Raw genomic sequence first — 13,104 nt, 5'->3', positions numbered from 1 at the left:
CGTTTTCCACCGCAGTCGGTGGATGGCAGAGCCATCCATGATGGAATTGAACGGAGCCAACCATGGCCATCCTGCACACCCAGATCAATACCCGTTCGCCGGAGTTCGCCGCCAACAGCGCGGCCATGCTCGAACAGGTGAACAACCTGCGCGCCCTGCTCGGCCGTGTCAGCGAAGGCGGCGGCGCCACCGCCCAGCAGCGCCATGTATCACGCGGCAAGCTCCTGGTGCGCGATCGCATCGATACCCTGCTCGACGCCGGCTCGGCCTTTCTCGAACTCGCGCCGCTGGCCGCTCATGAGGTCTATGGCGAAGACGTCGCTGCTGCCGGCGTAGTGGCCGGAATCGGCCGCGTCGAAGGCGTCGAGTGCATGATCATCGCCAACGACGCCACCGTGAAAGGCGGCACCTACTACCCGCTGACGGTGAAGAAGCACCTGCGCGCGCAGACCGTCGCCCGCGAGAACCGCCTGCCCTGCATCTACCTGGTGGACTCCGGCGGCGCCAACCTGCCGCGACAGGACGAGGTGTTCCCGGACCGCGAGCACTTCGGCCGCATCTTCTTCAACCAGGCCAACATGAGCGCCATGGGCATCCCGCAGATCGCTGTGGTGATGGGCTCCTGCACTGCCGGCGGCGCCTATGTGCCGGCGATGGCCGACGAAACCATCATGGTGCGCAACCAGGCGACCATCTTTCTCGCCGGCCCGCCGCTGGTGAAGGCCGCCACCGGCGAAGTGGTAACCGCCGAGGAACTGGGCGGCGCCGACGTGCACTGCAAGACCTCGGGCGTCGCCGACCACTACGCCGAGAACGACGAGCACGCCCTTTCCATCGCCCGCCGCTGCGTGGCCAACCTCAACTGGCGCAAGCTCGGTCAGCTGCAGACCCGCGAACCGCGCGCACCGCTGTATGCCGCCGACGAGCTGTACGGCGTGATCCCGGCGCAGGCCAAGCAGCCCTATGACGTGCGCGAGGTGATCGCGCGGCTGGTGGACGGCAGTGAGTTCGATGAATTCAAGGCGCTGTTCGGCACCACCCTGGTCTGCGGCTTCGCCCATCTGCACGGCTACCCGATCGCCATCCTCGCCAACAACGGCATCCTCTTCGCCGAGGCGGCGCAGAAAGGCGCGCACTTCATCGAGCTGGCCTGCCAGCGCGGCATTCCGCTGCTGTTCCTGCAGAACATCACCGGTTTCATGGTCGGGCAGAAATACGAGGCCGGCGGCATCGCCAAGCACGGCGCCAAGCTGGTCACCGCGGTGGCCTGCGCCCAGGTGCCGAAGTTCACCGTGCTCATCGGCGGCAGCTTCGGCGCCGGCAACTACGGCATGTGCGGCCGCGCCTACGACCCGCGCTTCCTGTGGATGTGGCCCAACGCGCGCATCGCCGTAATGGGTGGCGAGCAGGCCGCCGGGGTGCTCGCCCAGGTCAAGCAGGAACAGAGCGAGCGCGCCGGCAAGAGTCTCGGCGACGACGAGGTAGCCGCGATCAAGCAGCCGATCCTCGAGCAGTACGAGCGCCAGGGCCATCCGTACTACTCCAGCGCTCGGCTGTGGGACGACGGCGTGATCGACCCGGCGCAGACCCGCGAGGTGCTGGGGCTGGCGCTGTCCGCCGCGCTGAATGCGCCGATCGAGCCGACCCGCTTCGGCGTGTTCCGCATGTAATCCGTGCCGCCGGCAGCCGAACGCGCCGGCGACTGCAGTCGCATTGAGGATGCCGAGATGACCGATTTCCAGACCATCGAACTGAACAAAGACGCGCGCGGCGTCGCCACCCTCTGGCTCAACCGCGCGGACAAGAACAACGCCTTTGACGCCCGGGTGATCGGCGAACTGAATGCGGCCCTGGCCCAGGTGCAGGACGATGCCAGCATCCGCTTCCTGATCCTGCGCGGGCGTGGCAAGCACTTCTCCGCTGGTGCGGATCTCGGCTGGATGCGCGAGTCGGCCAAGCTCGACTACCAGGCGAACCTGGCTGACGCCCATGAACTCGGCGAACTGATGCAGCGCCTCTACCTGTTGCCGCAGCCGACCCTGGCCGTGGTGCAGGGTGCGGCGTTCGGCGGCGCGCTGGGGCTGATCGCCTGCTGCGACATGGCCATCGGCGCCAGCGACGCGCTGTTCTGCCTGTCGGAAGTCCGCATCGGCCTGGCGCCGGCCGTGATCAGCCCGTTCGTGGTCAAGGCCATCGGCGAGCGCGCCGCCCGCCGCTACGCGCTGACCGCCGAACGCTTCGACGGTAAGCGTGCCCGCGAACTCGGCCTGCTCGCCGAGACCTATCCGGCCGGCGAACTGGACGCAGCACTCGAGCAGTGGGTCGACAATTTGCTATTGAACAGCCCGCAAGCGCTCAAGGCCTGCAAGGACTTGTTGTTGGAAGTGGGCGATGGCGATTTCAGCGCCGACCTGCGCCAGGCCACCGAACAAGCCATTGCGCGCCTGCGCACCAGCCCGGAAGGTCAGGAAGGCCTGAGCGCCTTCCTGGAAAAACGCACGCCCGCCTGGCAGGAGCGCGCGTGATGACCGGGCTTCTGTGGGGTGCTCGCTCGTATACGTTGTCGCGTACGCGCGGTGAGAGGGTTGCGTTGTGTGGTGGTCGGGAGGCTGTGTCGGTCCTTGGCATCGCCCCCTCACCCCAGCCCTCTCCCCAAGGGGGCGAGGGGGTTTGGCCGTGCGGGGTCTGGAGCACGATGCAGTTGCAGCCAAAAAACCAAAGCGCACCACGCGGCCACCGCCACGACGCTCGGCCTGCTGCCTCCATCCGGCAAGCCGCCGACAACCAAACCACATCATTGCTTCGCCTCACTCCGTCATCCCCTCGCCCCTCCGGGGAGAGGGCTAGGGTGAGGGGAAACCCACTGAAGGCCACGCAGGAGCCACAACAATGATTACCACCCTCCTGGTTGCCAACCGCGGCGAGATCGCCTGCCGCGTGATGCGCACCGCCAAGGCCATGGGCCTGACCACCGTTGCCGTGCACAGCGCCATCGACGCAACGGCGCGCCATGCCCGCGAAGCCGATATCTGCATCGACCTGGGCGGCGCCAAGCCGGCCGACAGTTACCTGCGCATCGACAAGCTGATCGATGCCGCCAATGCCAGCGGCGCCCAGGCGATCCACCCGGGCTACGGTTTTCTCTCGGAGAACGCCGAATTCGCCCGCGCCATCGAACAGGCCGGGCTGATCTTCCTCGGCCCACCCGCCTCCGCCATCGACGCCATGGGCAGCAAGTCCGCCGCCAAGGCGCTGATGGAAGAAGCCGGCGTGCCGCTGGTGCCGGGCTATCACGGCGAGGCGCAGGATGTGGAAACCTTCCGTGCCGCCGCGGAAAAGATCGGCTACCCGGTGCTGCTCAAGGCTACCGCCGGTGGTGGCGGCAAGGGCATGAAGGTGGTCGAGCGCGAGGCGGACCTGGCCGAGGCGCTGGCGTCCGCCCAGCGCGAGGCGCAGTCGTCGTTCGGCGATTCGCGCATGCTGGTCGAGAAATACGTGCTCAAACCGCGCCATGTGGAAATCCAGGTCTTCGCCGACCAGCACGGCAACTGCCTGTACCTCAACGAGCGCGACTGCTCGATCCAGCGCCGCCATCAGAAAGTGGTTGAAGAGGCGCCAGCGCCAGGCCTCTCCCCCGAGCTGCGCCGCGCCATGGGTGAAGCGGCGGTGAAGGCCGCGCAGGCCATCGGCTACGTTGGTGCCGGCACGGTGGAGTTTCTGCTCGACGCCCGTGGCGAATTCTTCTTCATGGAAATGAATACCCGCCTGCAGGTCGAGCACCCGGTCACCGAGGCCATCACCGGCCTCGACTTGGTCGCCTGGCAGATCCGCGTCGCCCGCGGCGAGCCGTTGCCGATCGGTCAGGAGCAGGTGCCACTGATCGGCCACGCCATCGAAGTGCGCCTGTACGCCGAGGACCCCGACAACGATTTCCTCCCCGCCACCGGCACCCTCGAGCTCTACCGTGAAGCGGCGGATGGCCCGGGGCGTCGCGTCGACAGCGGCGTCGCCGAGGGCGATACCGTGTCGCCGTTCTACGACCCGATGCTCGGCAAGCTGATCGCCTGGGGCGAGAACCGCGAGGAAGCGCGGCTGCGCCTCTTGGCCATGCTCGACGAGACCGCCGTCGGCGGCGTGCGCACCAACCTCGCGTTCCTGCACCGCGTCGTCGGCCACCGCGCGTTTGCCGAGGCCGAGCTGGATACCGGCTTTATTCCGCGTCACGAAAGCGAATTGCTGCGTCCGGCTGGCGAGCTATCCGATGCCTTCTGGCAGCAGGCTGCGGAGTGCTTCGTGCAGACCGAACCGACCAAGGTACGCGGCGACGATGCCCATTCGCCGTGGTCCAAGCGCAGCGGGCTGCGTTTCGGCATGCCGGCGCAGATCAGCCTGCATCTGCAGTGCAATGGCGAAAGCCGCCGGTTGAAGGTCGACCCGGCAGCACCGCAGCAGAACGTCCGTACGCCCAGGGCAATTCGCCAGGGCGATGCGCTGTATCTGCAGTGGAACGGCGAATGGCTGGCCGTGCGCGCCTTCGACCCCATCGCCGAAGCCGAGGCCAGCCACCAGCATCACGGCGGCCTGACCGCGCCAATGAACGGCAGTATCGTGCGTGTACTGGTGGAGGCCGGTCAGCATGTCGAAGCCGGCACCGCGCTGATCGTCCTGGAAGCGATGAAGATGGAACACAGCATCCGCAGCGCCCAGGCTGGCGTGGTCAAGAGCCTGTTCTGCAACGAAGGCGAAATGGTCAGCGAAGGCGCGGTGCTGCTGGAGATGGAAGAGGCCTGAAGGATGCACAAGGTGGACAAGGCTTCGCCGTTGTCCACCCCACGCACGAACGCAAGGCCGTAGGGTGGAAAACGCCGCAGGCTTTTCCACCGGTAGGACGCCTCGGCTGACACACGGCGACATCGGTGGGCTGAAGCCCACCCTACGGTGGACGCGTGCAGGTTTCGTAGGGTGGGCTTTAGCCCACCAGCAGCGCCACAATTCAACGACACGGGTGAAGGCTCGCTAAGCGTTCACCCCCTGGAGGACATATGAGCCTGCCCAAACAGGTCCGGCTGGTGGAAGTCGGCCCGCGTGACGGTCTGCAGAACGAGCAGCAGCCGATCAGCGTGGTGGACAAGGTGCGTCTGGTCGACGACCTGAGCGCCACCGGGCTGCCCTATATCGAAGTCGGCAGCTTCGTCTCGCCCAAGTGGGTGCCACAGATGGCGGGCTCCGCCGAAGTCTTCGCGCAGATCCAGCGCAAGGCCGGGGTCACCTATGCGGCGCTGGCGCCAAACATGAAAGGCCTAGAAGCGGCCATTGAGGCCGGCGTGAAGGAAGTCGCGGTGTTCGGTGCGGCCTCCGAAGCTTTCTCGCAGAAGAACATCAACTGCTCCATCGCCGAGAGCCTGGCACGCTTCGCGCCTTTGATGGAGGCTGCCCGCGAACACGACATTCGCGTGCGTGGCTACGTTTCCTGCGTGCTCGGCTGCCCTTATGAGGGTGAGGTATCGCCAGCCAAGGTCGCCGAAGTGGCCCGCGAGCTGTATGCCATGGGCTGCTACGAGGTTTCCTTGGGCGACACCATCGGCACCGGCACACCGGGCAAGACCCGCACGCTGTTCGATACCGTAGCCCGCGAAGTGCCGCGCGAACGGTTGGCCGGGCATTTCCACGACACCTACGGCCAGGCGCTGGCGAATATCTATGCGAGCCTCTTGGAAGGCATCGCGGTGTTCGACAGCTCGGTCGCCGGCCTCGGCGGTTGCCCTTACGCAAAAGGCGCCAGCGGCAATGTCGCCAGCGAAGACGTGCTGTACATGTTCAACGGGCTGGACATAGCCACCGGCATCGACCTCGACGCACTGATCGCCGCCGGCCAGCGCATCAGCCAGCTGCTGGGGCGCGCCAGCGGTTCGCGGGTCGCCCGCGCCAGGCAGGCCGGTTAGCGGCACCGTTCTTGCTAAACCCTATTCGTCGGGCGGCCGTTCAGGTAGCGCCCGGCACAGACAGAACAACAAGTAGAGGTAATTCATGAACAAGATTTACCCCAGCGCCGCCCACGCCCTGGAAGGCCTGGTCGAGGACGGCATGACCATCGCCGTCGGCGGCTTCGGCCTGTGCGGCATCCCCGAGCAGCTGATCGCCGCCCTGCGCGACAGCGGCAAGAAAGACCTGACTGCCATCAGCAACAACGCCGGTGTCGACGGTTTCGGCCTCGGCCTGCTGCTGGAGACGCGGCAGATCAGCAAGATGATTTCCTCCTACGTGGGTGAGAACAAGGAGTTCGAGCGCCAGTACCTGGCCGGCGAGCTGGCCCTGGAGTTCACCCCGCAGGGCACCCTGGCCGAGAAGCTGCGTGCCGGCGGCGCGGGCATCCCGGCGTTCTACACTAGGACCGGCTACGGCACGCTGGTGGCCGAAGGCAAGGAAACCCGCCAGTTCAACGGCGAGTGGTACGTGATGGAAGAATCGCTGACCGCGGACCTGGCCCTGGTCAAGGCATGGAAGGCCGACAAGGCCGGCAACCTGCTGTTTCGCAAGACCGCGCGCAACTTCAACCCGCTGGCAGCGATGGCCGGCGAGGTCTGCGTCGTCGAGGTGGAGGAGATCGTCGAAACCGGCGAGCTGGACCCGGACCAGATCCACCTGCCGGGCATCTACGTGCATCGCATCGTGCACAACCCGAATCCGGAAAAACGCATCGAAAAACGCACGGTGAGGAGCTGAGACCATGGCCTGGACACGTGAACAGATGGCGCAGCGCGCCGCCCAGGAGCTGCAGGACGGCTTCTACGTCAACCTCGGTATCGGCCTGCCGACCCTGGTGGCCAACTACATCCCCGAAGGCATGGACGTCTGGCTGCAGAGCGAGAACGGCCTGCTCGGCATCGGCCCCTTCCCGAGCGAGGAAGAGATCGACCCGGACCTGATCAACGCCGGCAAGCAGACCGTCACCGCCCTGCCCGGCTCGAGCTTCTTCGACAACGCGCAGAGCTTCGCCATGATCCGCGGCGGTCACATCAACCTGGCCATCCTCGGCGCCATGCAGGTGTCGGAAAAGGGCGACCTGGCCAACTGGATGATCCCCGGCAAGATGGTCAAGGGCATGGGCGGCGCGATGGACCTGGTGGCCGGCGTCAAGCGCGTCGTGGTGCTGATGGAGCACACCGCCAAGGGCGGCGCGCACAAGATCCTGCCGGCCTGCGACCTGCCGCTCACCGGCCTCGGCGTGGTCGACCGGATCATCACCGACCTCGGCGTGCTGGACGTCACCGAGCAGGGCCTGAAACTGGTGGAACTGGCCGAAGGTGTCAGCTTCGAGGAGCTGCAAGCGGCCACCGGCAGCCCTATCCAGCGCTGAAGCGAGTGCGGGAATGACGCCGGAGCAACCCTTGCCCGCCGCGTCTTCCCGCCTGTCCCGAACGTCCCGAGCCGGCGGCGCGCCAGCACTGGCCAGTCACCCAGGCGCCCGTATACTGCGGCATCGACCGGTCTGCCAGCGCGCTGACCAACGGCTTGCCCCCTGTCGTTCGAGGGCACCCTTTCCCGGAGCCAGGCCGCGTGCCTGGCCCTCGCGTTACGCCCCGGCGTGGCGCCTTTTTATTCGGAGTCCGTCATGCAAGACGTCGTCATCGTAGCTGCAACCCGCACCGCCATCGGCAGTTTCCAGGGCTCGCTGGCCAATGTGCCGGCAGTCCAACTGGGCGCCACCGTGATCCGCGCCCTGCTGGAAAAGACCGGCATCGAACCGGCCCAGGTCGATGAAGTCATCCTCGGCCACGTGCTCACCGCCGGCGCCGGGCAGAACACCGCGCGCCAGGCCTCGATCAAGGCCGGCCTGCCCCACGCCGTACCGGCCATGACGCTGAACAAGGTCTGCGGCTCGGGCCTCAAGGCCGTGCATCTGGCCGTGCAGGCGATCCGCTGCGGCGATGCCGAAGTGGTCATCGCCGGCGGCATGGAGAACATGAGCCTGGCGCCCTACGTCCTGCCCGGCGCACGCACCGGCCTGCGCATGGGCCACGCGCAGATCGTCGATACCATGATCACCGACGGCCTGTGGGATGCCTTCAATGACTACCACATGGGCATCACCGCGGAGAACCTGGCCGACAAGTACGGCATCGACCGCGCCCAGCAGGACGCCTTCGCCGCACAGTCGCAGCAGCGTGCCGCGGCGGCCATCGAAAGCGGCCGCTTCGATGCCGAGATCACCCCGGTCATGATTCCCCAGCGCAAGGGCGACCCGGTCGCCTTCGCCCGTGACGAGCAGCCGCGCGCCGGCACCACGGCCGAATCCCTCGGCGGCCTGCGTGCAGCCTTCAAGAAGGACGGCTGCGTCACCGCCGGCAACGCCTCGACCCTCAACGACGGCGCCGCCGCGGTGGTGCTGATGAGCGCCAGCAAGGCCGAGGCCGTCGGCCTGCCGGTACTGGCCAAGATCGCCGGTTACGCCAACGCCGGCGTCGACCCGGCGATCATGGGCATCGGCCCGGTCACCGCCACCCGTCGCTGCCTGGAAAAGGCCGGCTGGACGCTGGCCGAGCTGGACCTGATCGAAGCCAACGAAGCCTTCGCCGTGCAGGCGCTGTCAGTCGGTAAGGAATTGGGCTGGGATGCCGATAAGGTCAACGTGAACGGCGGCGCCATTGCCCTCGGCCACCCGATCGGCGCCTCGGGCTGCCGCATCCTGGTGACCCTGCTGCACGAGATGCAGCGCCGCGATGTTCGCAAGGGCCTGGCAACGCTGTGCATCGGTGGTGGCCAGGGAGTAGCCTTGGCAGTCGAACGCCCCTGAGCGCACCGTCGCGGCAGGGCATGCTGGCAGACACGCGCCCGGTTCGCCGGGCGTGACAGAGGATGATCGGAAGAATCATGGCGAAACAAACCTACAGTATTTCCGACCTGGCCAATGAGCTGGATATCACCACTCGCGCCATCCGCTTCTACGAAGAACAGGGCATGCTCACGCCGACCCGCCGCGGTCAGGAACGCATCTATTCACCCAAGGATCGCGTCGCGCTGAAGCTGATCCTGCGCGGCAAGCGCATCGGCTTTTCGCTGGCTGAATGCAAGACGCTGATCGAGCTCTACGACCCCAAGGCCGGCAACCAGAAGCAGCTGAACATCATGCTGCAGATGATCGCCGAGCGGCGCCAGCAGCTGGAGCAGCAACTGCTCGACATCCAGCAGATGCAGCTGGAGCTGGACACCGCCGAGGAGCGCTGCCGCAGCGCCCTGGAAAGCACCCTGGCCAAGCAAGCCGCCAGCTGATCGCACACCCTCCGCTCTACTCCTCTCATCCGGCGTCGCGCCCCGCGCAACGCCGGATTTTGTTTGTCCAGCTGTCAGTCATTGCTGCCGTCCATGAAACTGGACATGTTCCAGAATTCCAGACACAGCCGCATGTTCACCTGAGCAGTGTCTGCCGCAGCGGACACCGCTATCCCGCATTTCTCACAGCCCTGCGCATTGGGCCGTTTTGACGGACGCAGGTCGTCGCAGGTGGCGCAGGCTGCCGACAGCGCTGATTTCGGGCAAGCGCCTGCGAGCGCGCTTGAACAAGGCGCTTGCGGCAGGGTGGACGGGGTGTGATGTGGAGGGGGACGGTGGGTGTGCGGCTGTCAGCGCGCCGCGGCGCTCAAGACATCGAAGGCGTGATCGAACACCTCCTGCTGCGGGAAGGCCGAACTCATGGCCACTTTGACCCGGCGCACGCTCACGGTGATGACCGCGCCGATCTTGAGCAGCTTCAGGCGGATGCTACCGGCCGTGGCCTGGGCCAGTTCGGTCCCCGACAGCGCCAGCCTGCGCAGGCTTTCGAGCAGCACGTAGGCGAACGAGGACAGCCACAGCCGCAGCTGGTTGCTGCGCAGCGTCGCGGTGGAGGTGCGGTCGGCGAACAGGTCGAGCTGACACTCCTTGATGCGGTTCTCCATCTCGCCGCGCGCGCAGTAGAGATCCTCATACAGCGCCTTGTCCGGCCAGTCCCCGACCGCAAGCGTGGTCACCACGAAGCGTGGGTTGGTCTTGCCCGGCAAGGCCTCGGCCTTGGCCACCACCCGGCGCTCGGCGCTCCAGCTTTTCCTCGTGCGGTAGTGCAGTTCCTGGAACACCCGTGCCGGGACTCCCGTCGCTTCGCACTGCGCCTGGGCCTGCCGCAGGCTCGGGCCGATGGCCCGGGTCAGGCGCGCGTTGCGCGCCAGTCCGAAGACATAATCGACCGACTGTGCTTCGCACCAAGTCATCAGGTCATCCCGGCAGAACCCCGAGTCGGCGCGCAGCACGATGCGCGTGTCTGGCCAGCGGGCGCGAATCTGCTTGACGATGCGTTGCACCTCTTCCAGCGCCCCGGCGGCGCCATCGACGTTGGCCGGGCGCAACTTGGCGCACAGCAGGTGACGGCCGCAGAAGATGTACAGCGGCAGGTAACAGTAACCCCCGTAGTAGCCGTGAAAGAACCGGCCCTCCTGCTGCCCATGCAGCGGATCGTCGGTGGCATCCAGATCCAGGATGATCTCCTCTGGCGGCCTGCGGTGGGCGTCCAGAAACAGATCGACGAACAGATCCTCGATCATGCCGGCCTGCGGCCGGATCTTGTGATAGCGCGAACTGCCCTGCGCCTGGAAGCGCTCCAGCCGGTTGAGCGTGCTCTTGCCGGCCAAGGGCGCACAGCGCGCACGTCCGGACTGCAGCTTGCCGATCACCGCGCCCAGCAGCGGGTCGTGGCGCAGTTGCTCGTGATCGTTGAGATCCTCGTAGCCCAGCGCGATGCCCATCACCCGCTGCGCCACCAGCGTGCGCAGCGGAAACTCCACCGCCTCGGGCATCCGATCGTCCTGGAAACAGCCGGCCAGGCGATCGAACAACCCCACCGCTTCATCGGTTTGTTTGAGCAGCAACGCGCCGCCATCCGAACTCACCCGACCGCCATCAAATCCGGCTACCACCGCGCGCCGCCCCACCCCTGAAAACGTGTACTGCTTCGGATTACACTGTGTCTGCATCGGGCCGCTCTCCGTTGTCGCGCTAAATCGTTCTTTGCACAACAATTTTCGCGCATCCGACGGCCCGGTGCATCTCTTCCTGTGAGAAATGCGGGCTATCGCCCTGCAATCATCCGAATGCCGCCGCAGACCGCGCCTTTCCTCGCTCGCGGGCGATAGGCACAGAACCTGCAATCCACCCTGCGACGCCAGAACAAACCAAAGAACAAGACTGGCGCCGAATCGGCAGCATCGGCTCGGCCTCTGTTCTTGTTCTGGCCTGTTAACGCCCTCGACCCACGGGCGGTTGCGCGTCCGCCCTCGGGCACCAGAACAACAACAAGAAGGAAACCTGCATGTCGACCAAGAACAAACTCTCCCGTATCGCCTGCGCCATCGGTGCCACAACCCTGCTCGGCGCCAGCCTGCTCAGTGGCGTCGCCAGCGCCGCGGAAAAGATCCGCTGGCAGGTACCGCTGGCTTTCCCTTCCCACCTGATCGGCCTCTCCACACCAGTCAAGCACCTTTCCGAATCGCTCAAGGCCGTCTCGGGCGGCGACATCCAGCTGGGCTACTACGAGCCGGGCGAGCTGGTGCCGCCGTTCGAAATCATGGATGCGGTGAGCAGCGGCAAGTACCCGGCCGGCTACACCTGGATTGGCTACGACCAGGGCACCATCCCGGCCCTGCCGCTGTACTCCGGCGCGCCGTTCAACATGGAGCCGCCGGCGCACCTGGCCTGGTATTACCAGGGCGACGGCAAGAAGCTGCTCGAGGAGATCTACGCCGAGCGCAATATCCACCCGATGCTGTGCAGCATCATCGGCCCGGAAGGCGCCGGCTGGTTCGCCAAGCCCATCGAGAAGCTGGATGACTTCGATGGCTTGCGCATCCGCTTCGCCGGTATCGGCGGCAAGGTGCTGGAAAAGCTCGGCGCCTCGGTGACCATGGTGCCGGGCGGCGAGATCTACCAGGCGCTGGAGCGCAAGACCATCGACGCCACCGAGTTCTCGCAGCCGGCGGTGGACAAGATGCTCGGCCTGGACCAGATCATCAAGAACTACATCATGCCCGGCTGGCACCAGACACTGACCACCTCGCATCTGCTGGTGAACAAGGACGTCTGGGACAAGCTCGCGCCGGAAAGCCGCGCACTCATCGAGATGGGTTGCGAGTCGGCCACCCTCAAGGGCTTTGCCGAAAGCGAGTGGGCCCAGCCGACCGCCCTGCGTGACTACCAGAAGCAGGGCGTGAAGGCCCAGGTGCTGCCTGAGCCGGTACTGCGCGAGCTGCAGAAGGTCACCGACGAGGTGCTCGACGAGATGGCCGCCAAGGACGAGATGTTCAAGCGCGTGCTGACCAGCCAGCGTGAGTTCATGCAGCACCACTCGATCTGGCACGGCATGGGCTATCTGCCGCGCGACTTCTACAAGTACGACTGACAGCTGCGCCTAAGGCGGGCACGGCACGTGCCCGCGTTCTTCACCTGTGTCGAGATTTCGAGGTCCGCCGTGTCCTTCAAGCCCGTCTCTCCCGATGCGCCAGCGCCCGACGCGCTGCCGTACAACCGCATCTCGCGGCCGCTGGATCGCCTGCTGGTGGCCATCGGCGAAGCCAGCGCCTGGCTCTGGCTGGCCGTGCTGCTGGTCGTGCTGGCCAATGTGTTCAGCCGCTTTGCCCTCTCGCGCGGCTCCATCGCGCTGGAGGAAATGTCCTGGCACCTGTTCGGCGCCGCGCTGATGCTTGCCCTCGCCTATGCCGTAGTGCGCGACGACCATGTGCGTGTCGATGTGCTGAGCGAACGCTTCAGCCTGCGCAGCCGCGCCTGGATCGAGCTGGTCGCCATCGTGCTGCTGGCCCTGCCGGTGATCGCGCTGATGATCGATGCGCTGATTCCCTACGCCTACAAGGCCTACCTCTACAACGAACGCTCCCAGGCACCCAGCGGGCTGCCCCATCGCTTCATCTTCAAGAGCGTGCTGCCCATCGGCCTCGCCCTGGTAGCGCTGGCGCTGCTGTCCCGCGCGTTGCGCTGCAGCACCCTGCTGTTCAATTTCCCGCGGGCCCTGACGGCCCCCTCGGACGAGCGCGACCGCACTCGTTCGCAGCCCTGATGGAGTAG

Annotated in this window: 11 protein-coding genes; 10 read left to right on the top strand and 1 reads right to left on the bottom strand. The window is 66.2% G+C overall.

Going from position 1 to position 13,104, the window contains the following annotated elements:
* Positions 1 to 62 precede the first annotated feature (62 nt).
* The 8 genes from LW136_RS05205 (at position 63) to LW136_RS05170 (ending at position 9,270) form a co-directional block, all read left to right on the top strand.
* Positions 63 to 1,670, top strand: a complete 1,608-nt coding sequence (locus tag LW136_RS05205; protein WP_234174744.1) for a carboxyl transferase domain-containing protein — start codon at positions 63 to 65, stop codon at positions 1,668 to 1,670.
* Positions 1,671 to 1,727: 57 nt separating this feature from the next.
* Complete coding sequence (locus LW136_RS05200; protein ID WP_234174743.1) at positions 1,728 to 2,525, top strand: gamma-carboxygeranoyl-CoA hydratase; 798 nt, start codon at positions 1,728 to 1,730, stop codon at positions 2,523 to 2,525.
* 364 nt (positions 2,526 to 2,889) lie between these two features.
* Positions 2,890 to 4,791 (top strand): acetyl/propionyl/methylcrotonyl-CoA carboxylase subunit alpha, encoded by a 1,902-nt coding sequence (locus LW136_RS05195; RefSeq protein WP_042922360.1) that lies wholly within the window; start codon positions 2,890 to 2,892, stop codon positions 4,789 to 4,791.
* Between the two features lie 251 nt (positions 4,792 to 5,042).
* Positions 5,043 to 5,942 (top strand): hydroxymethylglutaryl-CoA lyase, encoded by a 900-nt coding sequence (locus tag LW136_RS05190; RefSeq protein ID WP_042922363.1) that lies wholly within the window; start codon positions 5,043 to 5,045, stop codon positions 5,940 to 5,942.
* A gap of 85 nt (positions 5,943 to 6,027) precedes the next feature.
* On the top strand, positions 6,028 to 6,723 hold the full coding sequence (locus LW136_RS05185) for a CoA transferase subunit A (RefSeq protein ID WP_042922364.1): 696 nt from the start codon (positions 6,028 to 6,030) through the stop codon (positions 6,721 to 6,723).
* Between the two features lie 4 nt (positions 6,724 to 6,727).
* The gene (locus LW136_RS05180; RefSeq protein ID WP_042922366.1) at positions 6,728 to 7,357 is read left to right on the top strand and encodes a CoA transferase subunit B; all 630 of its coding nucleotides are present in this window, start codon (positions 6,728 to 6,730) and stop codon (positions 7,355 to 7,357) included.
* Positions 7,358 to 7,612: 255 nt separating this feature from the next.
* On the top strand, positions 7,613 to 8,794 hold the full coding sequence (locus LW136_RS05175; protein WP_042922369.1) for an acetyl-CoA C-acetyltransferase: 1,182 nt from the start codon (positions 7,613 to 7,615) through the stop codon (positions 8,792 to 8,794).
* A 77-nt stretch (positions 8,795 to 8,871) separates the two neighbouring features.
* Positions 8,872 to 9,270, top strand: a complete 399-nt coding sequence (locus LW136_RS05170) for a MerR family transcriptional regulator (RefSeq protein ID WP_014597531.1) — start codon at positions 8,872 to 8,874, stop codon at positions 9,268 to 9,270.
* A gap of 350 nt (positions 9,271 to 9,620) precedes the next feature.
* Here LW136_RS05170 and LW136_RS05165 read toward each other — a convergent pair whose 3' ends face one another.
* Entirely contained in the window at positions 9,621 to 11,003 is a 1,383-nt protein-coding gene (locus LW136_RS05165) for an IS1380 family transposase (protein WP_034018616.1), read from the bottom strand.
* A 335-nt stretch (positions 11,004 to 11,338) separates the two neighbouring features.
* Here LW136_RS05165 and LW136_RS05160 point away from each other — a divergent pair, with 335 nt between their 5' ends.
* Complete coding sequence (locus LW136_RS05160) at positions 11,339 to 12,424, top strand: TRAP transporter substrate-binding protein (RefSeq protein WP_234174742.1); 1,086 nt, start codon at positions 11,339 to 11,341, stop codon at positions 12,422 to 12,424.
* Between the two features lie 69 nt (positions 12,425 to 12,493).
* Complete coding sequence (locus tag LW136_RS05155; protein ID WP_042922371.1) at positions 12,494 to 13,096, top strand: TRAP transporter small permease subunit; 603 nt, start codon at positions 12,494 to 12,496, stop codon at positions 13,094 to 13,096.
* Positions 13,097 to 13,104: the final 8 nt, after the last annotated feature.

This window comes from Stutzerimonas kunmingensis, assembly GCF_021432085.1.
Taxonomy (GTDB): Bacteria; Pseudomonadota; Gammaproteobacteria; order Pseudomonadales; family Pseudomonadaceae; genus Stutzerimonas.
This window is presented reverse-complemented; position numbering and strand designations above follow the sequence as displayed.